This is a genomic window from Sunxiuqinia indica (assembly GCF_009847015.1).
Taxonomy (GTDB): domain Bacteria; phylum Bacteroidota; class Bacteroidia; order Bacteroidales; family Prolixibacteraceae; genus Sunxiuqinia; species Sunxiuqinia indica.
Genome location: NZ_WVEM01000001.1, coordinates 552,732 through 578,179 on the forward strand (window position 1 = coordinate 552,732; position 25,448 = coordinate 578,179).

The 25,448-nt window shown below is 37.9% G+C and carries 21 protein-coding genes; 9 read left to right on the top strand and 12 right to left on the bottom strand.

All coding sequences use genetic code 11. The annotated features are described in order from the left end of the window. The first annotated feature begins 715 nt into the window (after window positions 1-715). A complete protein-coding gene (locus GR929_RS02220) occupies window positions 716-1,780 on the top strand; it encodes a metallophosphoesterase (RefSeq protein ID WP_159517278.1) in 1,065 nt (354 codons plus the stop codon). On the opposite strand, the gene GR929_RS02225 is transcribed toward GR929_RS02220, so the two are convergent. Then, a complete protein-coding gene (locus GR929_RS02225) occupies window positions 1,772-4,660 on the bottom strand; it encodes a TolB family protein (protein WP_159517279.1) in 2,889 nt (962 codons plus the stop codon). The two genes, GR929_RS02220 and GR929_RS02225, sit on opposite strands and share 9 nt — an antisense overlap. A gap of 149 nt (window positions 4,661-4,809) precedes the next feature. After that, the gene (locus GR929_RS02230; RefSeq protein ID WP_159517280.1) at window positions 4,810-5,520 is read right to left on the bottom strand and encodes a hypothetical protein; all 711 of its coding nucleotides are present in this window, start codon (window positions 5,518-5,520) and stop codon (window positions 4,810-4,812) included. Window positions 5,521-5,734: 214 nt separating this feature from the next. On the opposite strand from GR929_RS02230, the gene GR929_RS02235 reads away from it, so the two are divergent. The 3 genes from GR929_RS02235 (at window position 5,735) to GR929_RS02245 (ending at window position 10,034) form a co-directional block, all read left to right on the top strand. Further along, on the top strand, window positions 5,735-6,721 hold the full coding sequence (locus tag GR929_RS02235) for a helix-turn-helix domain-containing protein (RefSeq protein WP_159517281.1): 987 nt from the start codon (window positions 5,735-5,737) through the stop codon (window positions 6,719-6,721). Window positions 6,722-6,899: 178 nt separating this feature from the next. Next, window positions 6,900-8,972, top strand: a complete 2,073-nt coding sequence (locus GR929_RS02240; RefSeq protein WP_159517282.1) for a hypothetical protein — start codon at window positions 6,900-6,902, stop codon at window positions 8,970-8,972. Window positions 8,973-8,987: 15 nt separating this feature from the next. After that, window positions 8,988-10,034, top strand: a complete 1,047-nt coding sequence (locus GR929_RS02245) for a DUF6340 family protein (protein WP_159517283.1) — start codon at window positions 8,988-8,990, stop codon at window positions 10,032-10,034. On the opposite strand, the gene lgt is transcribed toward GR929_RS02245, so the two are convergent. Continuing rightward, a complete protein-coding gene (gene lgt / locus GR929_RS02250) occupies window positions 10,035-10,844 on the bottom strand; it encodes a prolipoprotein diacylglyceryl transferase (protein WP_159517284.1) in 810 nt (269 codons plus the stop codon). Between the two features lie 13 nt (window positions 10,845-10,857). Then, a complete protein-coding gene (secA, locus tag GR929_RS02255) occupies window positions 10,858-14,181 on the bottom strand; it encodes a preprotein translocase subunit SecA (protein ID WP_159517285.1) in 3,324 nt (1,107 codons plus the stop codon). Between the two features lie 276 nt (window positions 14,182-14,457). Here secA and GR929_RS02260 point away from each other — a divergent pair, with 276 nt between their 5' ends. Then, a complete protein-coding gene (locus GR929_RS02260) occupies window positions 14,458-14,640 on the top strand; it encodes a hypothetical protein (RefSeq protein WP_159517286.1) in 183 nt (60 codons plus the stop codon). 63 nt (window positions 14,641-14,703) lie between these two features. Here GR929_RS02260 and GR929_RS02265 read toward each other — a convergent pair whose 3' ends face one another. Both GR929_RS02265 and GR929_RS02270 read right to left on the bottom strand, forming a co-directional pair. After that, window positions 14,704-15,174 carry a hypothetical protein gene (locus GR929_RS02265; protein WP_159517287.1) on the bottom strand — a complete coding sequence of 157 codons (471 nt, stop codon included), beginning with the start codon at window positions 15,172-15,174 and terminating at the stop codon, window positions 14,704-14,706. A 220-nt stretch (window positions 15,175-15,394) separates the two neighbouring features. Continuing rightward, entirely contained in the window at window positions 15,395-16,552 is a 1,158-nt protein-coding gene (locus GR929_RS02270) for a pyridoxal phosphate-dependent aminotransferase (RefSeq protein ID WP_159517288.1), read from the bottom strand. Between the two features lie 414 nt (window positions 16,553-16,966). On the opposite strand from GR929_RS02270, the gene GR929_RS02275 reads away from it, so the two are divergent. Continuing rightward, the gene (locus GR929_RS02275; RefSeq protein ID WP_159517289.1) at window positions 16,967-17,764 is read left to right on the top strand and encodes a PI-PLC domain-containing protein; all 798 of its coding nucleotides are present in this window, start codon (window positions 16,967-16,969) and stop codon (window positions 17,762-17,764) included. Here GR929_RS02275 and GR929_RS02280 read toward each other — a convergent pair. From GR929_RS02280 to GR929_RS02290, 3 genes are all read right to left on the bottom strand, one after another. Beyond that, complete coding sequence (locus GR929_RS02280; RefSeq protein ID WP_159517290.1) at window positions 17,754-18,278, bottom strand: hypothetical protein; 525 nt, start codon at window positions 18,276-18,278, stop codon at window positions 17,754-17,756. The genes GR929_RS02275 and GR929_RS02280 overlap by 11 nt on opposite strands. 47 nt (window positions 18,279-18,325) lie before the next feature. Then, window positions 18,326-18,919: a porin family protein gene (locus tag GR929_RS02285; protein WP_159517291.1), complete on the bottom strand. Its 594-nt coding sequence runs from the start codon at window positions 18,917-18,919 to the stop codon at window positions 18,326-18,328. Window positions 18,920-19,050: 131 nt separating this feature from the next. After that, on the bottom strand, window positions 19,051-19,635 hold the full coding sequence (locus GR929_RS02290) for a thioredoxin family protein (protein WP_159517292.1): 585 nt from the start codon (window positions 19,633-19,635) through the stop codon (window positions 19,051-19,053). A gap of 250 nt (window positions 19,636-19,885) precedes the next feature. Here GR929_RS02290 and GR929_RS02295 point away from each other — a divergent pair, with 250 nt between their 5' ends. Continuing rightward, entirely contained in the window at window positions 19,886-20,074 is a 189-nt protein-coding gene (locus tag GR929_RS02295) for a hypothetical protein (protein ID WP_159517293.1), read from the top strand. Window positions 20,075-20,097: 23 nt separating this feature from the next. Here GR929_RS02295 and GR929_RS02300 read toward each other — a convergent pair whose 3' ends face one another. The 3 genes from GR929_RS02300 to GR929_RS02310 all read right to left on the bottom strand — a co-directional run bounded on the left by GR929_RS02300 (window position 20,098) and on the right by GR929_RS02310 (window position 22,473). Further along, the gene (locus GR929_RS02300; protein ID WP_159517294.1) at window positions 20,098-21,051 is read right to left on the bottom strand and encodes a D-2-hydroxyacid dehydrogenase; all 954 of its coding nucleotides are present in this window, start codon (window positions 21,049-21,051) and stop codon (window positions 20,098-20,100) included. Window positions 21,052-21,113: 62 nt separating this feature from the next. Then, a complete protein-coding gene (locus GR929_RS02305) occupies window positions 21,114-21,437 on the bottom strand; it encodes a DUF4907 domain-containing protein (RefSeq protein WP_159517295.1) in 324 nt (107 codons plus the stop codon). Next, window positions 21,430-22,473, bottom strand: a complete 1,044-nt coding sequence (locus GR929_RS02310) for a Kelch repeat-containing protein (protein WP_235934017.1) — start codon at window positions 22,471-22,473, stop codon at window positions 21,430-21,432. Before GR929_RS02310 ends, GR929_RS02305 begins: the two co-directional genes overlap by 8 nt. A 353-nt stretch (window positions 22,474-22,826) precedes the next feature. On the opposite strand from GR929_RS02310, the gene GR929_RS02315 reads away from it, so the two are divergent. Next, window positions 22,827-24,152 carry a DUF4270 family protein gene (locus tag GR929_RS02315; protein ID WP_159517296.1) on the top strand — a complete coding sequence of 442 codons (1,326 nt, stop codon included), beginning with the start codon at window positions 22,827-22,829 and terminating at the stop codon, window positions 24,150-24,152. Between the two features lie 7 nt (window positions 24,153-24,159). Then, window positions 24,160-25,413, top strand: coding sequence for a type IX secretion system membrane protein PorP/SprF (locus GR929_RS02320; RefSeq protein ID WP_159517297.1), 1,254 nt, complete (start codon window positions 24,160-24,162; stop codon window positions 25,411-25,413). Window positions 25,414-25,448: the final 35 nt, after the last annotated feature.

The window sequence follows — 25,448 nt, forward strand, 5'->3', positions numbered from 1 at the left end:
TCTGATTATGTGACATCAAGGTTTAAATAACTTTAAGTAAAAGCTTATTAATCGTTGGTTATTAATTATTTAAGCGCGACAGTATCGCTTGTTGACTGTTTGGTCGGTCCTTGGTTTTTGGAGTTTTCGGAAGCATTCCTTTATATTTACAAATGTTGCTTTATTGGGTGTTTCTTAATTATCTCCACACAGTATAGTATACATTTGTATTACTTTTCGTATTGCTATTTGTGAATTATCCTGAATTTACAAATGAAAAGACACAAAGTCTAAAAAAGATAAAAATCCTGTATTGATTTATGTGTAATCGACCGGTATGTCGAAAATATTGAATTCTCAGAGACTTCAGATGACTCTGCAGTAAACGCTTCGTGTTAGTTTTAAGCAAGTTACAACGCCTGTTGTGTCTGTAAATCGTTTGAGTTTTGTAATAAAGCTGCAAAAATCGAAGGTTAATTACACATTTATCATGATCTGATGTTCTTCACTATTTTTTTGTGAAAAAGCTAAGCATGTACCCTGTTATTAAAAATAGCTTTTTTAAATTCGTTGTAGTCAATTCATATTTTCAGTTACCATGAGAGGAATTCCAGCGACAGGTATATTTATATTTTTTCTAATAATTTTCGCAATTGAGATTTTTGCTTTTTTGGCTCTACGCACATTATCGACGTCCCAAAAATCAAGGAAACCTTTTACGTATATTTATTGGCTTTTGAGTACAGTACTAATGGGAATTTTAGCTTTTGGCTTTTCGAATCCTTCGAAAATACGAGAGGCGAATAATTATGATTTTTTCTATTTCGTCATCTCAGTGTCTTTTCTAATCCTGACTCCCAAGTTTTTATTGGCTGCTAGCTACCTTATTTCTCTTGTTCTTCGCTTGTTTAAAGCAAGATATTTCAGTCGCATTTTATTAATGAGCTCCCTTATTATTAGCCTTGGACTCATGATTAACATTGGCTATGGAATTACATTTGGGCGAAAAACGTTAAGAGTGATTAAACAGGAAATATATCTCGACTCGCTTCCTGATGCACTGGATAAAACAACAATTGTTCAGATATCCGATATTCACCTTGGAGGCTTTAAAGATGACAGCTTTATTCGGCGGGCGGCTGATGAAATTAACAGCTTTCATCCTGATTTGATTTTATTTACCGGCGACATGGTTAATAATTACTACCAGGAAATGCTAGGTTTTGAAGATGAATTTGCAGCCATGAAAGCAAGCTTTGGTAAATATGCCATTTTGGGCAATCACGATTATGGAGATTATTCTAACTGGGAAAGTAAAGAGCAAAAGCAAATCAATCATCAAACGTTAGAGGGCATGATTGAAGATGCCGGCTTTGAGCTGCTCTTGAATGAATCCGCAAAAATAGATATCAACAATGAATCGGTAGAAATTATTGGTGTCGAAAACTGGGGGCACCCTCCTTTTCCTCAATATGCTGATTTAGATATGGCGATGAAGAATACGGAAAAACAATCCTTTAAAATTCTGATGACTCATGATCCTGCGCATTGGGCTGATCGGGTTATTGAAAAAACGGATGTACCTTTATCGTTGAGCGGACATACTCACGCAGCGCAATCAGGAATCCAGTTTGCCGGCATCGAGTTTAGCCCCATGTACTTTATTCAGAAATATTGGGGAGGCCTTTACAAACATGGCAATCAGTACCTCTATGTAAACCGCGGCATAGGATGTGTTGGTTTACTTGGCCGGATTGAAATGGCCCCGGAAATAACCGTACTCACTCTTCGGTCAAAGTGAATCGAAATTGACTGAAAATAGAAATTGGAAATAGAAGCTTTGTTCTTTAGGATGGTATGCATTGCGGATACCAATTGTTACAGGAGTAATGATACGCAATAGGTGTCCTTCGCCCAACAAGTCGATTCCTACAGAATTCATATCTCTCGAAAAAGATCCAATATATTCGCCTTGAGCAGAATAGCTATTTCCTTTTACATTGGCAAAATCATAAAATAGCGATGTTCGCAGACGCTTTAAATAAATAAATTTCCCAATACTCAAATCCGGATAAAGTAATGGCATGACATAGTCGATTCCCGTTGAATACATTTTTGTATTCTGAAAACTATTATATCCTCGCGGAAAGCGCACCTGATTACCAAAAGAAGAACCTTGTTCATTAGTTTGAAAACCATTATAAATTTTGATCCCGTGATTTCGGCAGATGCCTGGAAAAAACAAATTGGATTGAATTGCTGATAAAGATCCAATGTCACTTTTGCTTTTTAGTCCGTTGCGAAGAGTAAGTTCTAATGTTTGAGCAAACCTGGGTACCAAATCAAGCTCGGCAAGGCCTGTCGAATTCTGAAAATACAATTGATAAGCTATTGAATGGTAAAGTCCGCTGGGAAATTCCGGAGGTGTGGTATTTGTGTGCGAAATACGTTGATAAGAATACTCCACTTGCGGACGAATGTATTGTGAAAATCGTCCCTGGCTAAAGTGTAACGGAAAGGAAACACCCCCATCAAAACGAAGTTGATTCCATGAAAATTGCTGTATAGTTGTATCGCTATCCACCACATTACCTACTTGATCGACGGTATTTTTGATTTGAAAATATTGAGATTTTCGCTTCCCATAATTGAATTCAGCATCTAATACCGGGAAAAATCCTGAGTAGGTAAATCCTGCAATATATTTTCCTGTTTCTTCTTCCAGATTATACTCGTAGCCTAAACGAGTTTCAGCAGTTCCCAGTTTGTTTTGCGAAAAGAGAGAGATGCCCGGCTTAATATCATAATCATTCACATTAACATATGCGGGAGCCCAGCTATGAAAATTAAAAAGGTGAGCCGCTTTTCGATATGGTTTTGTGTCATAGCTAGCTTCTTCTTTTCCTGAAAAATCAATTACTTGCTTTTCTTGTTTGGCCAGTGTATTTGCCAACTCGTATTTTTTCAGCTGGATTTCTTCAAATGGTATATTTAGAAAACTGTCTGAAGATAGAACAGCCAATTGGTAACCACCTGACGAATAGTTGCTGAACAGTAATTGATTTTCAATAATGGCCGGATAATCTGCTCCAAACCGAACGGAGGTCAGCTGCTTCGTTTCATGCGATCTCAAATTGAAACTGTAAATATTATCAATACCGGTAAACGAACCTGTAAAATAAATTTTACCATCGTGGTAGTACGGGCTTCTAATTTCATGAAAGCCACCGTCCAGTAATGTTTCAAATTGTCCATTGTCGATTGGGATGCTTGTTAAAGATTTACCTTTAGAAGACAACGAAACAAAGTAGAGCATCTGTCCTCGATCGTCCCAGCAAGGAGTGAAAATAAACTGATTTTGAGGCAGCTGAAATTGCTTGAGCCTCTCTCCTGTTTTCAGATTAAAGATTGACAAAAAATAATGATTTGTTTTGTCAACTTCCACAGCTGCAAAACGGGTAAAATCAGGCGACAGCGTCGGGCTAAATAGGTTATTTTCAACTGAAAATACTCTCTTTACTTTTGTTGTTTGATTATAAATAACAATCACCGATCGGTCGGCATGTGTCCACCTCACATTGCGACGTCTCTCTGACCATATCAGCATGTTTTCACGACCAGAAAAAGACTCTTGAAAAATGCTTCCGGGAGTAAAGATTGTTTTTTCCTTATCAGAGCTTATTTCTACAATTCGACTCAAGTCAGATCGATCTCGTTTCAATGCAATAATTGTAGAGTCGTTTGCCGGAAAAGCCTGCGTGTAGTTGGAGTAAAATTTTGATGCCTTCGTAATGAACGTCGATGTTGTCAGTGTCAGGGAATTGATTTCTTCATTCCACTTTTCTTGATAATCCTGAAATAAATCCTGATACAAATCTCGCTGATTGAAACCGGTTTCTTGTTTCAAAATACGATTGACCGGATTGATAGACAATGGCTTTTGGGCAACTTCGCTAAGCACTTTTGACCAAATATCGGAACCATATTTTTTACGGCTTCCTCCAACCATCCAATAGCCAAATTTATAGCGGTTTGGCACAAAATCTTTGTACGATCCGAGCGAAGCTTTGTTGTATGAGTATAAACCATTCTCAACAAGCTGAGCTTTGTTCTCCATTAAGAAGGAAGCAAGTCTCCCCCGCCCCGAATTGCTTAAAGCTGTCTCGGCTACCACTGCATCACCTTCAATAAACCAAAATGGCAAATAAGCTCCAACCACTGCTGCCGCAGCTTGTTCACCGAACAAAATTGGCAATAAGGCTGGTAGTTCATCCTGAATTTTATCCATCTGCACCACATGCCGGAACTCATGAATGGCGAGTTCTTCCAGCCAATCCTGTGCGTAAATTTTCTGGTGTGGAGTTGTGAATAATTCCATCCGTTTTGGAGCCCAGGCAACCAAGCCATTTGATTGCACGGTGTGTGTATGCAGTATTACAGAAATCTTTCGTGGTGAATAACCTAAGGTTTGATAGCCATAGTCATAAGTTTTTTTTAAAACGTAAGCCAACTGTTGAGCTTTTTGCTCGTATTCTTCAGGATAAATGAGCTGGAAATGTTCGGTATTAATTTGTCTCCATTTTATTTTTGCCGGCTCCTGCCCTGTTGAAAAATATTGCGAATAGCCTGAGACAGGACCTATCAGAAGTGTGACGACGATAATTACAAAAAACTGTTTCATGCGGGTTTCAATACTCTAACTGATTCGTAGAACTAGATAGACTAGCCAAACGAGAATGAAAACTATTTATTTTTCGAATTGAATATAAACAAAAAACGCCGGATAAAAATTCCGGCATTTTCAATATCTGTTGAATTAATGATTGTGTTTCATTCCAAATAACCTTCATTCTTATTTATTGCTGCCTGATAAAGGGATGCAAATGAAGAGTTTACCCAGATAATAGCCGGGAAGATTCCAACAATAAGAAGAGCCAATCCGCAAATGATGATAAAGAAAGAAAAGATTCCCATTCCAAAGATTGTCCAGCCAATTCCACGGGTTAATTTCCAACTTTGCTCGATGGCCTGTATCGCATCCAATTCTTTATCCATTACCAAATAAGAAACAAATGACAACCGGCAAATAAGAATAATTCCCGGAATAATAAAAAATATAAAGCCCATAGCCACTAAGGCACTTTTTAACAAGTTAGCCAGAATAACGTTCAAATAGTTATGAAACCCGGCTATCAATTTTTGAAATTCTATGTCGTTATCACGAACGGCATCAATATAAATCAGTTTGGCACTGTATTCAAAAACCGGTACCACTAAAAAGTAATACGCGATGCCGAAAAGAATCAGGAAAAAAGCACCTATCGATAGCAATATGTTGTCGCCATTGAAAGGAAAACTGTGAATAAAACCATAATCTCCTGAACTAGAATTTATTTTAAATCCGGCAGAAGGCCCCGTTACCATGCCAACAACAATTACAACCAAAAGCAAATACAAGAAATACTTTTTCATTATTTGCCATCCGTTGCTGAAACTGCCGCCTAAAGTTGGTCTTAAACTCACGTAATTGATTAGTTCCATTACTGAAGGTTTTAATATTTATTTCAAAACTACTGCGTTCAATATTAATATCCTTCATACTAAAGTCGTGTTTTGCACCTTCACGACTAAAGTCGCAGCTGAAACCAACACTAAAAGTCTCTCGCGCAGGAGAATCATTATAGGTGAGTTTCATGCGTTGCACATGAAAGAGAAACATGAAAAAAGCTTTTGTATTTAATAATCCTACTTTGGTATGAGTGATGAATGGAGCCTTTTCACTATTTTGGCTAACAATATGAGAATCGGGATTTTTATATTTTGTTTTATTATTTCAGTTGGGTTGACCGCCTTGGGATTAATGACATCGTACCGACTGAAAAGGCTGGAAGAGAAACCATTTGCCTCTTCCTTATTTTATTACACTATTTTTCTGGCAGCTTTTGGCTTTTACAGCATCTGGAGTAATCTGGTCGTTGAGTTTTTATTAGATCATGTTATCACCTCCAAAGACACTTTAGTAAATATTGTTGGTATCTTCCCACTCTTAGGATTTCCACTTTTAATCGTAGCCTGGTATTTATTCATTCAATTTAGTGTTGAATTGGTTGGTTTTAAATTGAAACCTTACGTGAGCATTGTCTATTTTTCAGTTTGCATTCTACTATTTTTCTTTCTTGCCAATTATTTCAAAAATCAGCTCATCCAAGATGAAGCAATCAAACTATCATTGATCGTTACGGGTTTTGCAATAACACATTTATTAGTTGTTGGAGTGGGCTGTATTTTGATACTAGCTGGAAGTAAAAAACGGATGGAAGTAAAAAAAGAACTAATAGTTGCAGTTATATTCATTCCTGTTTTATTAGCGAAAATTGCTTTATTCATGGTCTCTTCGCATTGGATTATTGTCGTCCTGTTCATCGTTTTTTATTACAGTCACCCAGCTATTATTGCTAGTTATTTGTACTTTAAGAGATCATCAGGAAAACCAATAACTGATAATGAATTTGCATTGTTTTGCCATGAGTTTGAAATATCAAAACGCGAGTCTGAAATCATTCAGGAAATTTGTCAGGGGAAAACCAACCAGGAAATTGCAGACAGTTTGTTTATTACCATCCAAACAGTGAAAGATCATGCATCAAGAATTTATTTAAAAACCGGGGTTAAAAATCGAATTCAGTTGTCAAATCTTGTTGGGGAAAAAATAAAACCAGAGCCTGCAAAAAGCAAACCCTGATTTCAGCCTTGGAGCTATGAGAATAAATCATCTGATAATCAAAACACATGGGCTTATAAAAAGGTTGACTCCGTGTTGTTAACTTTCATGAAAAAATTAAAATTGTTCCAATCAGTTACGAATATCTCCGAGTTTACACTTAAGAATACTAAATTTGAAGACCTAAAAAAATAATGTAGTGGAATTTTATTTCAACTCAACATACACATTTGGTCTATTTCTCTTCTGCATTGTTATTGCAGGCTTAACCAGTTTTATATTATATAGAAAGACGAAGAAAGACAGCCCATTAACAAGTCTCCAGATTTATTTACTTAGTGCGTTGCGATTCGTCTCCGTTTTTCTTATCGTTGCTTTATTTCTCGAACTAGCTATCCAACGAATTAAGCACGAGAAGTTGCAGCCTGAGTTGATAATCGGAGTTGATAACTCCGAGTCGATTAAGCAATATAGCAGCAATATAAAGGATATAGTCGATCAATTAAATAGCGAGTTGAAAGGCCACTCTCCTACTGTTGTTTTATTTGACAGTCAAGTAAATAAGGCAAATACTGATTCTCTTCAATTTGATGGAAAAAGGTCTGATTATAGTAATTTTCTGAATGAGATTAACCAAAACTATTTAACGTCGAATATTGGTGCTGTACTCATTTTAGGAGACGGCATTTTTAATGCCGGCACTGATCCTGTTTATGCCGCTAATTCGATCAGCTATCCGATTTATACAATTGGTTTTGGCGACACAACTACTCGTGTAGATGCTGCCATTCGAAAAGTAACTGCCAATCCAACGGCTTATTTGGAGACAAACTTTCCCGTTGAGATTGACTTAAGTTTCAAAAAGGCCGCTGGTAAAATTGTAAACCTCATTGTTGAGAACAAGAACAAGACGGTTTATTCACGGGCTATTCGCATTCAGTCTGAGGATTATTTCTTCACTGAAAATATTAGCCTGAAACCCACAAAGGAAGGCATTACGAAATATTCGGTTCGCATTGATGAAGTTGACGAAGAGGAAAATTTAGCTAACAATACCTACGATTTCTCAGTCAACGTCATTTCTGAAAAGCAAAAAATACTCATGCTGGTTCACGGACCACACCCCGACCTGGGAGCCATTACCGAGGCACTAAAAGCAAAAAATAGCTACGAAGTTGAAACCCTTACCAGCTTATCAGACGATTTTGATTTTACGGATTATAACCTGGTAATTGTTCATCAGTTACCTGATGCCAGTCAGCAATCCATTACCATGCTGGAGAAGCTAAAGCAAAGCAAGCGTCCTTTTCTATTCATCTTTGGGAGAGAAAGCTCCATCGCCAGATTTAATAACCTGCAAACTGGCCTACAAATAAAAGCTACAAATACTTTTGAGCAAATTACACCTGAAGTAAACGATCAGTTTAGTTTATTTCGGTTTAATCCAAATCAAATGAGGGATTTGAAAAATCTGCCCCCATTGTTGGGGCCCTTTGGCGAAACGACAATCGACAACTCTTTTGAAACTTTTGCTGATCAGCTCATCCAAACGGTCAATATGGAGCGTCCCTTAATTGCTTTTGGCAAAGTTGAAGGACAAAAGCGAGGTTTCATTTTAGGAGAAGGTTTGTGGCGGTGGCGGATTCACAGCTACCTAAAAGATCGTTCACACAATTTATTTGATGAGTTCATCTTAAAAGCTGTTCATTACCTCATATTAAGAGTTAATGAAGATAACTTCAACCTGTTTTATAAGAATGAATACGCTGAGGATGAAGCGATAACCATGCAGGCAGAGCTTTTCAATGAAAGCTTTGAGCTGGTGAATTTTCCAGATTTAGAAATTGAAATATCAGATGATGCAGGACGAACTTACCAGGCTGTGTTTGATAAAGTTGATGACGAATACAGACTAAATATTGGTCGATTGCCCTCGGGAAGCTACTCTTTTAATGCCAGTACAAAACTTGGCGAAACCGAATATGTTGAAGAAGGGAGCTTTTATGTGAAAAAGATTCAAATTGAATTAACTGATACCAAAGCTAACTTCCGGTCTTTAAATCAAATAGCAGAAAAGACTGGAGGTGAGTTTTATCTTCCCGAACAGATCGGTGAACTAATTTCGTCATTAGAGAGTTCAAATCAATTGAGGGCACAAAAAATAGAGACGCAGGTTTATCAGGAGTTCCTTTCAATGAAATGGCTATTTTTAGTCATCTTATTTTTGCTAGTTTTGGAATGGTTTTTGAGAAAATATTGGGGTATTTACTAATTGTGGACCAATAACATGAAATTCAATAACTTCTATAAAATATTAGGTTTATCGGTTTTGGTTTTATTGCTGGCATCTTGCGCCAGCACGTATAAAACAGTTTATATTGAAGTTGCAAAGCCTTCTGAATATATCCTTCCGAATGACATTGTTAGTTTAACTTTAATGAACAGGGGGATTTCAAACGAATTTAAAAATTTCCCAACAGACAGCCTTCAGGTCTATTTCTACAAACAAGGGTTTGATGTTGATGCTGCAGTTTTGGATAGCGTTGCTGCCGACACGACTTTGAAAGTACTTGCCGAGTTGCTGTTTGAATCAGGAAGATATGATGTTGTCGTTCCTGAAAATAGAAATATTCCGCGTGACATCAGTTATTATCGTATTCCGAAACCATTGGACTGGGATTATGTAACTGAAATTTGTGATACTTACAATACTGATGCATTGCTTGTCATTGAAAGATATATGAATAAAATAATGACAGATTATTTGCGCTACGATGGTATTTATGAAGCAACCATTGACTCAAAGTATGATGCGATTATAAAGATTTACGATCCGAAAAAACAGGAAATTATTAAGCAGATCATGGTCGATGATACTGTTTACTGGTATGCAAATGATTATTCACAAAAGACATTATTTACCTCCAAATTGGTACCTGTCAAACAAGCTTTAATTGAAACAGGGATACAAATCGCACTTGAATTTGATAAATTGCTTTCACCACAATGGCAAACCCAGGCAAGAGGTTACTTTGACCTAAAAGATGCTAATCAGGCTATTATTGATTCCTCTATCCGCAAAAATGACTGGACTGCAGCCTACAATCACTGGAAAGAACTTGCAGCGCATACAGATAATAAAACAACTAAAAGTAAATTGGAATATAATTTAGCAATTGCCTCCGAAATGCTTGGTAATATTGAAGAAGCTGCCCAGTGGGCAACGAAGTCTTATAAAACACAATATCGTAAGCAAACGGAAAATTACCTTTATACACTGAAAAGGCGAATAAAAGCTATCGAGGAATTTAAGAAGTTTTCACCTGACTCGTAATCAATTCTTATAAATAACAGGTGGACGTTTTAAAGCACGTACAATTAGATAAATTCCTCCAAGTATAAATGGAATACTCAACCACTGTCCCATATTCAGAACCATTCCTGATTCAAAAGCTTCCTGATCTTCTTTGATAAACTCGATTAAAAACCTTGCGAGAAATATCATCACAAAAAATACACCCACAATAAATCCTTGCCGATTTCGCAAATCAGTTTTCCAGTAGGTATATAACATGACGCCAAAAGTAAGCAGATAAGAAAGTGCTTCATAGATTTGGGTTGGATGCTTAGGCACTGTTTCTCCGTTTCTCTCAAATATGATTCCCCAAGGCAGATTGGTTTGGATTCCATAAATCTCAGAATTCATCAGGTTTCCTGTACGAATAAGTGCTGCAACTAAAGCGGTTGGAACCACAACCCGATCCATAATCCAGATAACAGGACGTTTGGACACATTTCTACTCCACAGAATAAGAGCTACAATAATTCCCAATGCGCCACCATGACTTGCTAAGCCACCGTGCCACACCTTCAATATTTCGCCGGGATGTTGTGAATAATAATCCCATCCGTAAAAGAAAACATGCCCTAATCGTGCACCAATTATGGTAGCAACAATCAGGTAAATAAAAAGACTTTCCAGCCATTCCAGCTTAATATTTTCAAACTTAAACATGCGTTCACCCTGATAGTAACCGCCCAAAAATCCAATGGCAAATAATAAACCGTACCAACGAACAGATAATGGCCCTAAACTAAAAATTTCAGGATCGACATTCCAATGAATAAAGGCTAGAAATTCCATCTATTTTGATTTTTTATTCCGCGTTTTTGCCGTGACAGCTTTTATATTTCTTTCCACTTCCACAGGGACATGGCTCGTTACGTCCGACTTTTTTCTCAACACGCACGGGTTGTACTTTTTGTTGTTCTTTACGACCTTGAGCATCGCCTCGGCTTCCGGATCTTGATTCCGTTATATCTGATTTTTGGGTTGAGTATTTACTCATATCAGTACGCTTGTCAACGTCCGCTTCACGTACCTGATTCGGATCAGAAATTGGAATGTGCCCTTTCATCAAGGTTGAGACAATATCTTTATTGACTTTTTGAACCATTATTTTAAATAAGTTGAATGACTCAAACTTATAAATCAATAATGGATCTTTTTGCTCGTAGGTTGCATTTTGAACGGACTGTTTCAAATCATCCATCTCACGCAATTGCTCTTTCCAAGACTCATCGATAGTTGATAAAACAACTTGTTTTTGGTAAGATTTAACCAACTCTTTTCCCTGATTATTATAGGCTTTCTCCAGATTGGTGATAATTTGGAAAATACGTTTCCCATCAGAAATTGGAACAACGATATTTTGATAAACCTGTGATTTTTTCTCAAACACATCTTTGATGACCGGATAGGCTTGCTTCGAAATTGATTCAACTTTACGAGTAAAGGTGTCAATCATCACCTGGTATATTTTCTCGACAATTTCGTCAGGCTTCAAACTAATGAATTCGTCAGCTGTTACCGGCGACTCAATAGACATTAAACGCACTAATTCCAGATTGAAATCTTCAAATTGATCACTTCCGTAAAACTCATTCACCAGGTTTTCTATCGAATCGTACATCATATTGAGCAGATCAACGTCTAATCGCTCGCCAAACAGTGCATGATGACGTTTTTTGTAGATTACCTCACGCTGTGAGTTCATCACATCATCATATTCCAGCAGACGCTTACGAATACCGAAGTTGTTTTCTTCAACTTTACGTTGGGCACGCTCAATCGATTTGGTAATCATGGAGTGTTGAATAACTTCGCCTTCTTCCAATCCCAGACGGTCCATAATTCCGGTAATCCGATCCGAGTTAAACAGACGCATCAAGTCGTCTTCCAACGATACGAAGAACTGTGAGCTACCGGGATCTCCCTGACGACCGGAACGACCACGTAACTGACGGTCAACCCGTCGTGAGTCATGTCGTTCGGTACCAATAATCGCTAAACCACCTCTTTCTTTTACCTCTTTACTCAGTTTAATATCGGTACCACGACCGGCCATGTTTGTAGCAATAGTTACCATTCCGGCTATACCGGCATCGGCAACAATGTCGGCTTCCCGTGCGTGCAACTTTGCATTCAGTACATTGTGCTTTATTCCACGGATTTTTAACATCCGGCTTAATAATTCTGAAATTTCAACAGAAGTGGTACCAACCAATACCGGGCGGCCGGCTTTATTGAGTTCCACAATATCAAGAATAACAGCATTGTATTTTTCTCGCTTCGTTTTGTATACCAAATCTTCCCTGTCATCACGAACAATTGGACGGTTTGTAGGAATAACAACAACCTCCAGTTCATAGATGTCCCACAACTCTCCTGCTTCCGTCTCCGCAGTACCGGTCATACCACTTAATTTATGATACATCCGGAAGTAGTTCTGAAGTGTGATGGTTGCAAATGTCTGTGTTGCAGCTTCAACTTTTACATGCTCTTTGGCTTCAATTGCCTGATGCAGCCCGTCAGAATAACGACGGCCTTCCATGATACGGCCTGTTTGCTCATCAACAATTTTAACTTTATTATCCATCACCACGTACTCCACATCTTTTTCGAACATGGCGTAAGCTTTCAATAACTGGTTGATGGTATGAACACGTTCCGATTTTACAGCATAGTTTTGTAACAGCTCGTCCTTTTCCTCCAGCTTTTTTTCGCGACTCCGTGATTCATCATTTTCGATTTCCGCAATCATTCCACCCATATCAGGCAAAATGAAAAATTCAGGATCGTCAACATCACTCGAGATCAAGTCAATTCCTTTATCGGTAAGCTCAACTGAGTTTTGTTTCTCTTCAATAATGAAGTAAAGCGGATCAGTGACAACATGCATATTTTTGCTATTGTCCTGCATGTAGTAATTCTCCGTTTTTTGCATGGCTGCCTTAATTCCTTCTTCACTCAGGAATTTGATAACGGCCTTGGTTTTTGGCAATCCTTTATGAGCACGAAGCAATAATAATGCTCCTTCTTCCTTTTCTTCTTTGCTTGGGTTTTCCTTTGACAGCAGGCGCTTTGCATCGGTAAAACATTGCATCACAAAATTTCTTTGAGCAGCGACCAGCTTTTCAACTTTTGGTTTTAGTTCATCAAATTTTTGAATATCCCCCTTGGGAACAGGACCTGAAATAATTAATGGAGTCCGTGCATCATCAATTAAAACAGAGTCAACCTCATCGACGATAGAATAATGATGCTTTCGTTGGACTAAGTCTTTTGGATTGATGGCCATATTATCACGCAGATAATCGAAACCAAATTCATTGTTTGTTCCGTAGGTAATATCAGAATTATACGCCTTACGTCTTTCGTCGGAGTTTGGGCGGTGCTTGTCAATACAATCTACACTTAAACCATGGAACTCAAAAATTGGTCCCATCCATTCCGAGTCACGTTTTGCCAAATAGTCGTTAACCGTAACAATATGAACACCTCTTCCGGCCAATGCATTCAAAAACACCGGTAAGGTCGCAACCAATGTTTTTCCTTCACCCGTAGCCATCTCAGCAATTTTTCCTTGATGAAGCACGACTCCTCCAATTAACTGCACATCGTAGTGAACCATGTCCCAGACAACTTCAGTTCCTCCGGCTATCCACCGATTCTTCCAAATGGCTTTTTCTCCTTCTATGGTAATGCTATCTCTTCCGGCTGCTAATTCGCGATCAAAATCTGACGCGTTTACAACAAGCTGTTCATTGTCTTTGAATTGTCTGGCCGTTTCTTTCACTACCGCAAAAGCCGCCGGTAAAACCTCATTCAGAACAACTTCAATCTTTTCATTGATTTGCTCTTCAATTTTATCAATCTCCTGGTATATTTTTTCGCTCTCCTGAATATCAACTTCTTCAACCTTTTCCTTAAGTGACGCAATTTCGTCGAGATCCGGTTGAATCCGATCCTGGATGATTTGTTTTATTCGAACTGTCTCACCCCTTAATTCGTCAATTGAAAGCTTGGATATTCTTTCGTATTCTTTTTTTATCTGTTCAACTATTGGATTAATCTCCCGGATGTCCCGATCTGATTTATTGCCTAGAAATTTTCCTAAAATCTTATTTACAAATGTCATTATCTATAAATTCTTATTAATATGTACAAACGCACACAAAAGTAGTTAATCTATGTAAGTTTATATATTTGTGCTTTGTTTTTTTTCAATAATAATCATGCCATAAAGGGAATTGGAGTTAATTACGCCAATATTACATGATAAGATAATTATGCTGCCATTAAAGCACAAAGCAGAAAAGAAACAGAATGAAGTTTGATCATGCTTGTTTGTGATGAATCGCAGATGATTTTCATGTTCGTTTCAGATCATATTTCATCTAAAAAAAACGAAATAATGAGTGACTTTAGCAATAGATGTTTTGTTTGTGAGAAAGAGATAAAATCAAAGCTGTTGGCAAGAAATGACGAACTAAACCTTCCTGTTTGCGAGCAATGTAAAGGGAGTGATCGCGAAAAAGCCAAAGTTAGTGAATTAAGAGATGGTTTGGCTGACGGATTTGTTTGTGGATGTATCTAAAAAAAAAGCTACTCCTGGGGGGAAGCAGCTTTTCGGATTGATACTGTTCAATCAATAAAATTATTAATTCAACAGGTGCTTATAACTTGGATTTACTAAATCTGGCAAATAGGAGGCAATCAGCTCCAGAGCCTCTTCACTTGTCGGCTGATTGGAAGTTAAAATTCGTTGGCGATCGAGCTCAGAATCGTTAATTACTTTGCGTGTCAACTCCTCGGGATAATTGCTGTAAGATGACTTTACCCATGATGCTCCAAAACCTTTTTTATTGCATAAATATGCAACTTCAAAATGCTCTGCTCTTACCACATAGTAATTGCATCGTTTGGTTTTATGTAATGTGATAACGATGGGTGATTCATTCTTGTCGTATGACAATACCCATGCGTCATCAGCACCTGTAGTAAGCGCTTTGGTGGTTACTTTCGAAATTTCGTAATCACTAAAAGTTCGGTCAATTTCACTTGCTTCAACCGCTAAAGTTGCGAAGCTAAATACAAAGATTGTAATTGCTGTAAAAATTTTGTTTTTCATGACTTTGGATTTAATCGTTACTGTTAAAATTGTTTCGTTACAGGAGTTTAAACTCCATTTTGTTTTCTGCTTGTTTAATTAATAGACGACGAAGAATTCCAGATATTACACTTGAAGATCCTAAATTCGGCTTACTTTCGACGAACAACGATATTAGACAGGTAAACGACGTGAAATCGTCAATAAAAAAATTGAAAAAAGATTGTGTGGGAATGGATATTTATTCGGAAATAGATGCTGTTCGATCTTGAATATATTTTTCAAGTCGATTAAGTCCTTCAATAATATTCTCTAAAGAATTGGCGTATGAAAATCGGAGAAATCCTTCTCCACCTGCCCCAAAGTCTATCCCCGGAGTAACACCAACATGAGCTTTATTCAAAATATCAAAAGCAAGCTCGTATGAGTTTGGTGAAAGATGCGAAGCATCGACAAAAACATAAAAAGCGCCAATGGGCTCAACCGGAATATTGAATCCAAGCTCCCGTAATCGCTTAATCATATAGATCCGACGCTCATTGTAAATCCGTTTCATGTTTTCGACCTCACTAACGGAGTCCTTCAATACTGCAATTCCTGCTCTTTGAGCTACTGAACTGGCGCAAATAAAAAGATTTTGCTGCAACTTCTGCATCGGACGGATGTATTGCCTGGGAGCAATTAAATACCCAAGACGAAGACCAGTCATGGCATAAAGTTTCGAAAATCCGCTTAGTACAAATGCGTTGTCGGTATACTCCAAAATAGAATGTGCACGCCCATGATAAACTAAGCCATGATAAATTTCGTCAGAGATAATCGTGGTATTTAGTTCGGCCAGGGATTTCAACACGTCAGGCTTTAACAAATTTCCCGTTGGATTCATCGGACTATTTATTAATATTCCTTTCGTTCGTTTAGTTATCTTATTCTGGATAGCCGAAGCATGAAATTGAAAGCCATCAGTAGGATTTACAGGAACGTGAACCGCTTTAGCACCGATGTAATGGATGAAGTTAGGATAGCAAGCATAGCCCGGGTCGGATAAAATTATTTCATCATCTTGCTCGCATAAAACCGAAAGAGCCAATAAAATAGCCGGAGAACTTCCGGATGTTACGATAATTTGACTGGGATCAACACGAACCCCGTATTCATTAAAATAGTGTCGCGAGACTTCTTCTCTCAACTCCGGATCGCCCAAGCTGTGCGTGTAATGAGTGCGGCTCTCATGAAACGCTTGCTTGGTTGCCTCAATGGCACAAGCAGGCATATTAAAATCCGGCTCACCAACTTCCATGTGGATAACGTTAGCTCCTGCCCTTTCCAGTTCAGCTGCTTTTTCAAGCACCTCCATCACAATAAATGGCGTTATTTCGTTTACTCGCGACGCAGTCATTTTACTTCTTGGTTTTCAGCTCTCGAAATTACTGAAGATATCGAATATTGCAAGCTCTATAAATTCCATTTTTAACTAACCAGAAATTTAGCTAAATTCTTTCGGAGGTAATTGAGTAGCCAAGAAAAAGTTGGTGGTTACTCTGCCAGATATGCAGGTTCCCCTCTTTCAATTCGATAAGTGAATTCCTGAAACGAGCATGTAAAGGCCATTACACACAGTAGAATCATTATAAGCGGGTTCCATCGAATACCGTTGAAAGTTTTAAATTATAATGAGATGAAAAACAAATTTCAATAGTTTACCGAGCTTCGATATAAACTTAGAACGTCTGGTTAATTCTTATTTAGCACATTGTTTTGTGCATTAAAACTAAAAAATATCCTAATTTAGTCCATACGATAATAAGGCGTTATGATAAAATACAGTTTACTCTTTCTGTTCGTGAATTTGTTGTTTTCAACTGGTTTTTGCCAGTTGAAAACGGAGGTATTGTGTACCCAAAATGCTGAAAACAGTTCGGAAGTATGGGAAGTTTTAAGTTTAGGGGTTCATCAATTCGAAGCTGACGTAATGCCAATTTATGGAGAATTATACGTTACGCCAACCATGCCTGACAGTGCCAATCATGTAAAACCCACTTTGCGAGATGCTTACCTACTTCCGTTATTCAATCAGTTTAAAAAGAATAATGGTAACATCATTCCGCAACACACCGACATTAGCTACCTGATATTAGACATTGGTTATGAGCCACAAACCGTAATTCGCCTATTGCGACAACAACTGCGCACCATGCAGGATATGCTTGTATTTAAGGCCGATGGAAAGTGGCATCCTGGGAAATTACAGATTTTGATAAAAACTCCGTTTGGAGGGATTTTAAATCAGGAACAGTTGATTTTAACCGGCGTGACCGGCTCCGGGAAAGATTTAAGTTCAGACCTTCCTATTGAAGTGATGCCTATGATTGAATTACCTTTTTCGGATTTGACCACCTGGAATGGTATTGGGAATATTGCATTTGAAGAGTACCTTAATGTAAAGAAAATGGTTGCTGAAATCCACCAATTGGGCAGAAAAGTATATGTGTCGAAATGTCCTAAAAGTGACGATGCCTGGGACATGTTGCAAAAAGCCGAGGTCGATTTTATTGGCACTCTTCACGTAGAAGAGTTAGTGCAATACTTAACAGAAAATACTAAGGAATAAAGGGGTGTTCCTGATTGCTGATGCTAAAACTACCGCTTACTTTGAATTTATCCGAAATCTTGTATTGCAAAAACATTGATGCTCCCCTGATGCTCATGTCCTGAACTGAAGGATTGGCCGGCAGTGGATTGAAGATTGAATTGCCCGCGAAACTATTCCCTCCGAAAATAAGCTTATCACTTAGTTTGTAGTCGGCATAACTGGTAACCGACAATGCATTCAGGAACGGGTTATAAAAAGGAATTTGATTGGAAAGACTAATCGATTTGAAACCTGCATAAGTATTTAAATTGGTAAAAAGTGAAGGTTGCCAGTTCATTTCGTTTGGAATAGCAGGAGTTTGATTAAACTGCAATTCACCAAAAGTTGAATTCGGTGAAAAGTTAAACAACTCCATGTAGATAAACTCGTACTCCAAATTAATCGGGCTCAATTTAGTTGAGTCAGACTGCGCAAAAGTGGCACTTCCTACCAAAAGGAAAAAACCTATACAAGCTAGTTTCTTGAACATCATTAGCTTATCGTATTTAAAATGTCAATTAATCTTTCCAATCAGAAATGTTACAACAATTTAATTCCCAGGCTCACTACAAAGCTCTTACTACGAACATCACTGTCAATGTATGGACCCGAATATAAATCGCCTGAGCTGTTTTCCATGCGTACATCAAGAGTCAAAAACATAAAATCGGCGCCAACTCCATATTGCCACCCAAAAAAATGATCTTTAATTTCATCTTCACTAAGTACATTACTGTTCAGTTTCTTATCTGTAAAATATGAAAATAAAGGCCCCGCATTGGCTCTTACTTTAAGAGGTCCCTTATCAACAACATTTATACCTAAAAGTACGGGAACATCAACTGTTTTTAAATCAAAGGAATTAACAGCCTGAGACACACTTCCAGTCATATCCTCCAATGTTCCTCCTTTCGAACTGTAATAGATTTCGGGCTGAATATAGATTCGACCTAAAGTTACCCGAGCAAAGGCACCAACGTGGTAATTATCAACATTTCCTTCGTTTATGGCGTTCATATCAGTAACCAATTTAGAATTACTGTAACCTCCCTTTAGTCCCAGGTTAATGGGCGACTGAGCCATCGCAGGGATTAAGAATGACGTGAATAATAGAATAATTGCAATTTTTTTCATGGCTAATAAATTTTGTGTTGAGTTATATAAACGATTAAAACTTTCAATAATTGCCAAAAGTAATCGTTATATTCAATTGAGCTAAAATATGACTTTTTATTAAGTCGTGATTAATTAACCAATAAAAAAAATCAGATTATCAGGTCGCAGGCTTCGGGTGGCATCCAGTGTTTATCTTTCCCATCCCATTTCACATTGCACCCAATCGGATTGGTAACAGGAGTGGAAATTTGCTTTCCAGAGGTTAATTCGTTTAGTGTTCTATCCAGGTCATTCACCTTGACGTTCGACGCATCTTTTGGCGAGTCTACTCCCCTTCCGGTATATACCAACCGTCTATTTTCATCAAACACATAAAAATGCGGCGTTCTTAAAGCTCCATATTGCTTGGCAATCTCCTGACTTTCGTCGTACAAATATGCCCAAGGAAACTGATGCTCTTTCATTCGCTGAACCATGTGCTCAAAATCATCTTCCTGGTACGTGCTTGCACTGTTCGAATTAATTCCAACAAATTGCACACCTTGATCTTTGTATTTCTCGGCAGTGTCTCGGGTTAGTTCATCACTTCCTATTACATACGGGCAATGGTTACAGGTGAAAAAAACCACCAAATACCTAGCGAACTCAAAGTTTGCCAGTGAATATTTTTTTCCGTCAGTTGCGGGTAAATTAAAATCGATGGCTTCGGCGCCTATCTTAAGTGTAAAACTCATAAATACTGGTTTTTAGCATTAATAATTACCAGTGTAACAAATGGCTGACTAAACTTGTTGGATCTTTTTTCGTTACAATACTAACACATGTATAAATGGTTGTGATAGAAGTATTATCAAATTTGATTAAACGTAAAAAAAAAACATCTCAAATTTGGATATAAGAGAAAAAAATTTCTATTTTTCAACAGTGAATACCGAACGGTATTTTTGTGAATCAGTTATTAATTATTAGATCTGTAAAATTAAAATGAAATCGAAAAAGAGCTCCAAGAAAATTCAAAAACACACTGATTTTGAGGATACTGAATTTAGGGGCAAATCACCAAAAAGTGTAAAGAAAGATCGAGGCTCAAAACGCCGACTCACTATTTATGATGAATTTGATGATGAAGTTGATTTTAATACTACAAACTCTGACGAAGATTTATACGAATAACCAGATACATTCCCTTTAAATAATTAGTTTATTACGTTGAGCTTTTTCCTATTCAGGAAAGCTTCTATGTTTTTTACTGCAAGGTTCATCAAGCGCTGCCGGGCTTCTTTTGTTGCCCATGCAACATGAGGGGTGATAAAAGTGTTTTTTGCACGAAGCAGCGGATTATCAGCAGTTGGGGGCTCTGTCGAAAGTACATCCAGACCGGCAGCAGCCAAATGTCCTTCATTTAGTGCGTTCGTAAGATCTTGCTCCTGAATTAGCGCGCCTCTGCCGGTGTTGATTAATATTGCATCGGGCTTCATTTGAGCAAATCGGTTTTTATTCATAAACTCCCGGTTGCTTTCGGTAAGGGGGCAATTTAAGCTCACAACATCTGATTTTTCAAGTAATTCATCAAGCTCGCATTGCCGGCAATACGAGAGGACATTTTTTTTTGGAGAACGGTTTTGGAATAACACGGTCATTCCAAAGGCATGCCCAATTTCAGCTACTTTTTGGCCAATTCTGCCGAACCCAACAATACCAAGCGTTTTTCCTGCTAGCTCGATTTGAGGACTTAACCAAAATGAAAAGTCCGGCGAATTAACCCAATCGCCATTCTTTACTGCATTGGCATGAAGTTGAACGCGATTAACGATATTTAGAAGATGAGAAAAAACCAACTGTGCCACCGAATCGGTGCTATAAGCCGGAATGTTGGTCACGGTAATGTTGGCATTGCCGGCAGCTTCCAAATCAACAATATTGTAGCCTGTCGCTAAAATGCCGATGTATTTTAACGAAGGGCACGAATTAATCACCGCTTTATTTAAAACTGCTTTATTTGTCAAAACAAGTTCAGCATTTCCGATTCGTTCAACAATTCTTTTCGCAGGGGTACGATCATAAACTGTAAACTCACCAAATTCTTCAAATGCTTTCCAGCTCAAATCTCCGGGGTTTAACGCATATCCGTCCAGCACAACTATTTTCATTGGGGTTAATTTAAAATTCGAATGAAATTAATTAAAATCAGCGACGTATTAAAGTAATCGCACTATCGATAGTGGATATTCAGGCTATCTAGCTCAGCCTTTTTTATCGACGGGGATTTGCCTGCTTCAAATTTTTGCAATACCAATTCACCAACTTTTCTTGCTTCTTCTTCAGTTTTAAAAAACTGATGCCCCATTACTGTAGGTATTATTTCCTGCTTAATAAAAACATGGGTGTCCTTTTTCAAGACATAGCCCCATCCATTTTTTACAGGCATAATCTCCAGGTGTATTGTTGTTTTGGATTTGCAGCTATGAAGCAATAATCCTGCACTAAGCAGGATTATCACAACGTATTTCAATGGATAGAAGTAATCTTTAGTCATATTCATTCATTTCGGCATAAGGTTCAAAACGTAATACGTCGTCAAAGTAATAACTACTATTTCTTCCTAACAACACATATCCGATACCATCAATAGTAAAACCTATAGCTTCAGTGCGTTCGGCTCCACCTTCTCCATCTTCATATATTTCTGTTTTTTCGGTCCAAAGGTCGGTTGCCGGATTGTATTCCCAAACATCTCCCCCTGTTGTACTTCTGCCTCCTGTCGCAATATAGCCTTTCTCGTTCACTACAAATGCTGCTGCATTTATTCTGGTAATGTCATACTCATCATCAAAGTCTTCATCCGTCGCATCAGAAATCTTGCGAAGAGTTGTCCAACTATTAGTTACAGGATCATATTTTGAGAAATCACTATTATAGGTTCCGTTATTTATTCCTCCAACTACATATCCTTCTCCATTAATAACAAAGCTCATAGCATCACGTCTCTTGTAGGGAATACTAACAACTTCGGTCCATTGACTGGTTGATGGATCATATTCGTAAAAATCTTTATTGTAACTACCATCGTATCCGGTTCCAACGAATCCTTTGTCACCAATACTCATTGCTATGGCTCCATATCTTGCTGATCCAGGAAAATCATCAATCTGAGTCCATTCATTAGTTGAAGGATCAAAAGCGTAAAAATCTTTCAGCTTATTGGTTCCGTCATATCCAGTTCCGAAAAAGACTTTCTCTGAAGCACTAAAACCCACAGCTCCATTTCGGGCAGCCCCTGGAAAATCGGTTTTCTGAGACCAATAATCATTTATAGGATCGTATTCCCAAAAATCAATTCGACGATCTTCTCCATCGTATCCTAATCCTACATAAGCTTTATCGCCTAATGCCACCCCAACAGCATCTGATCTGCCGTCATCACTAAATTCTCCCAGTTTAACCCAGTTCCCTACTAAATTTTCATCGTCATCATCTTTGCACGAATATAGACTTATTACAATCGACATTGCGATTCCAATCTTTACTACGGACTTTAACCAAATCATTTCTGTTATTCTCTTTTTAATCATGGCTCTATTTTATTCTGTTTTGATGCCAAATTTATACGGATTGAATGGGTGAAAAAAAAATGATAGACTAAGATTGGGTATGTAACTACCAATCGGGTTTATTAGGTGACCAACATCTAGTATGTCGACATAAAAGATCTAAATGTTAATAATTATCAAGCTTTTTAACACCACTTAACGGAAGAAAAAGATCAATTGGCAATTCGTCTGAATAATACGCCAGAACGAAGATCAATTAACGATCTAAGTCTATTATTATTTCTAGAATATAGACGAAACTATTGCTTTGCATCAAACAAACCGTTGTCCAAAAGAAGTTACAACGTCGTTCAAAGTAAATCCATCATCACAATATGAAAAGAGCAACTGCCGTCTTATTTATTTTAACTACACTTCTAACTGCCTGCGAACAAGACACTGAGTCTTTTAATCTGGGACTTGACTTGGTTGAATCCAAATCAGAGATTAGCGTTGTCGACAGCTTTAGTGTGAAATTGTCGACGATAAAACTTGATTCGATTCCAACATCCGGAACTGATATTTTATTGGTTGGCCAACTTGAAAGTGAAACAACAGGCCAATTTGAAGTTAACGGATATTTCAACTTCGATAGGCAATCATCTCTGTTAGCTCTTGATGAAGAAGCCATTTTTGACTCCATTACAATACAGCTTAATTATGCCGATTACACAAAGGGAGACACAGCACAAATGCAGTCTATTGCTGTGTTCCGTCTAACACAGCAGATTGAATTTCAGGAAAATGATTATTCAGAACAATACTTGTTCAACACCACGAGCTTTCCGTGCGAAACCGTTCCTTGCGGGCAGCATGATTTTATTTATCAGTCCGAAAATGACTACATTGAATTTAGGCTAGATGATGAGTTTGGCAAAGAACTTGTCGCTCTGGCAAGGGAAGACGACGCTGAAGAGTTTATTAATAATGATAACTTTAAAGAATACCTGAAGGGTTTTGTTCTTAAACCCGGAGAAAATGCACCGCAATCAGTTATTGGCTTTAGTTCAGACTCAGTTTTAATCAATATGTACTTTCATACGGTTGGATTGGAGACAACTGAAACTACGATTCAGTTTACCCTGGCAGATGAGAATAGCCAGTTCAACGGAGTAAAAGCTGATCGCGAAGGAACTGCTTTTGCAGACCTCTCAAGTCAACGCGAAGAAATGAATTCGAAAGCGACCGGCGATGTGAGTTATATTCAAGGTGGTGCCGGGATCATTGTGCGAGTAGATTTTCCAAGCTTGAACGACATTTTTGCACTCAAAGACAGAGTATTGCTCAAAGCAGAATTAATTCTAAGACCTGCCCCCGAATCCTATTCAGGCGATATGCCGGAAGCACTGGACTTTTATGAAACCGATCGGGTAAATCAAATTGGAGATCAGCTAACATACACTTCGAACAACGCTGAATACTCACTTCAAGCATATTTAAACGAAGATGAACTGTACAATGAGAATTCCTATTACACTGTCGATATCAGCAGGTTTATCTCTTCTGCATTAGCAGGAGCTTATTACGATACAAATAATGGCTTATTAGTTACGGTTCCCTATTCCGATCTACTTTCAAAGGCTGACCAATTAATTTTAGAAGGAGAAAGTAGTAGCCGAAATAATCCAACCTTGAATCTCTATTTTTTAACTTTTGAATAATCAACCGATGCAAAAATATATCACTCAAACCCTATTAATTGGCTGTTTCGCATGCATTAGCTTTAACGGATCCAGTCAGAACAATACCAATTCACCTTACTCAATGTATGGCTTAGGTGAATTAAAATCACAAACGAATGCTCATACCTCTGCGATGGGTAACGCTGGAATAGGTATGCAATCGGATAATTTTTTGAATACGCTAAATCCAGCTTCTTACACGGGCATCGACAGCCTATCGTTTATTCTTGAAATAGGTATTAATGGAGAGTACTCCAATTATGACAATAGTCGCCATAAAGCCAACACTTTCAATGGGAATTTAAGCTATTTGGCTATGGGATTGAAAATTACTCCATGGCTAGCTACTGGATTTGGTCTTAATCCATACAGTTCTATCGGCTACGAAATAAATACAACGGGGTTAGTCGAAGGTGTTCAATTAGCATATCCGTTGGATATTACCGGATCGGGAGATTTAAGTCGAGTCTATTTTTCGACAGCAGTTCGTCCGTTGAAAAATTTGTCGCTGGGAATTGAGTCTTCCTTCATATTTGGAAATAAGAAACAAACACAGTATCACGATTTAACCAACCTGGGGATTACTTCGGTTTATAATGAGACAACAAATTACTTTCACAATTTCTATTTTCAGTTCGGGGTGCAATACCAACTTTTACTGAATAAAAATAATTCATTGAATTTTGGACTGATCTATTGTCCGAAACAGGAACTGGTCACCCACCGAGAAAACACCTCATATGACGAGAATGACATAATAATCGACTCAGAGGATGAATCAGAAGAGATGTTCCCAATTCCAGAAGAATATGGTCTTGGCGTGACTTGGCAAAAAAATGAGAAATTCCAATTATCTGTGGACGCCGGGCTTCAGCTGTGGTCAAACGAATCGTATAATACTGTTGGTGCTGACCTAGAAGACACGTATTATATAAACGGTGGATTTGAGTACAAACCAACCACTAATGTTTTAGCTGACTATTTTAAAAGAGTTAGCTATAGAGCCGGTTTTCAATACAATAAGTCGTATCTCAAATTAAGAGATATTCAGCTAGACGAAAAAGTCTTTTCTTTTGGACTAGGATTGCCGATTCAAAAGCAAAAATCAACGATTGATTTCAGTGTTGAGCTTGGGCAATACGGTACTAGTAATAAAAACCTGATCAAGGAAAGATTTGTCCGGTTAAAAGTCGGTTTCTCATTAAAAGACAATTGGTTCGTTCGAAGAAAATACAACTAGTAGCAAGCAAGTTGTCGCGCTATTTTCAGCGCAAT

Excerpts from the sequence above, each read along its gene's own strand:
- GR929_RS02225 (WP_159517279.1), bottom strand. The coding sequence starts at position 4,660 with ATGAAACAGTTTTTTGTAATTATCGTCGTCACACTTCTGATAGGTCCT.
- GR929_RS02230 (WP_159517280.1), bottom strand. The coding sequence starts at position 5,520 with ATGGAACTAATCAATTACGTGAGTTTAAGACCAACTTTAGGCGGCAGT.
- GR929_RS02235 (WP_159517281.1), top strand. The coding sequence starts at position 5,735 with ATGAGTGATGAATGGAGCCTTTTCACTATTTTGGCTAACAATATGAGA.
- GR929_RS02245 (WP_159517283.1), top strand. The coding sequence starts at position 8,988 with ATGAAATTCAATAACTTCTATAAAATATTAGGTTTATCGGTTTTGGTT.
- lgt (WP_159517284.1), bottom strand. The coding sequence starts at position 10,844 with ATGGAATTTCTAGCCTTTATTCATTGGAATGTCGATCCTGAAATTTTT.
- secA (WP_159517285.1), bottom strand. The coding sequence starts at position 14,181 with ATGACATTTGTAAATAAGATTTTAGGAAAATTTCTAGGCAATAAATCA.
- GR929_RS02260 (WP_159517286.1), top strand. The coding sequence starts at position 14,458 with ATGAGTGACTTTAGCAATAGATGTTTTGTTTGTGAGAAAGAGATAAAA.
- GR929_RS02265 (WP_159517287.1), bottom strand. The coding sequence starts at position 15,174 with ATGAAAAACAAAATTTTTACAGCAATTACAATCTTTGTATTTAGCTTC.
- GR929_RS02270 (WP_159517288.1), bottom strand. The coding sequence starts at position 16,552 with ATGACTGCGTCGCGAGTAAACGAAATAACGCCATTTATTGTGATGGAG.
- GR929_RS02275 (WP_159517289.1), top strand. The coding sequence starts at position 16,967 with ATGATAAAATACAGTTTACTCTTTCTGTTCGTGAATTTGTTGTTTTCA.
- GR929_RS02280 (WP_159517290.1), bottom strand. The coding sequence starts at position 18,278 with ATGATGTTCAAGAAACTAGCTTGTATAGGTTTTTTCCTTTTGGTAGGA.
- GR929_RS02285 (WP_159517291.1), bottom strand. The coding sequence starts at position 18,919 with ATGAAAAAAATTGCAATTATTCTATTATTCACGTCATTCTTAATCCCT.
- GR929_RS02290 (WP_159517292.1), bottom strand. The coding sequence starts at position 19,635 with ATGAGTTTTACACTTAAGATAGGCGCCGAAGCCATCGATTTTAATTTA.
- GR929_RS02295 (WP_159517293.1), top strand. The coding sequence starts at position 19,886 with ATGAAATCGAAAAAGAGCTCCAAGAAAATTCAAAAACACACTGATTTT.
- GR929_RS02300 (WP_159517294.1), bottom strand. The coding sequence starts at position 21,051 with ATGAAAATAGTTGTGCTGGACGGATATGCGTTAAACCCCGGAGATTTG.
- GR929_RS02305 (WP_159517295.1), bottom strand. The coding sequence starts at position 21,437 with ATGACTAAAGATTACTTCTATCCATTGAAATACGTTGTGATAATCCTG.
- GR929_RS02310 (WP_235934017.1), bottom strand. The coding sequence starts at position 22,473 with ATGATTAAAAAGAGAATAACAGAAATGATTTGGTTAAAGTCCGTAGTA.
- GR929_RS02315 (WP_159517296.1), top strand. The coding sequence starts at position 22,827 with ATGAAAAGAGCAACTGCCGTCTTATTTATTTTAACTACACTTCTAACT.
- GR929_RS02320 (WP_159517297.1), top strand. The coding sequence starts at position 24,160 with ATGCAAAAATATATCACTCAAACCCTATTAATTGGCTGTTTCGCATGC.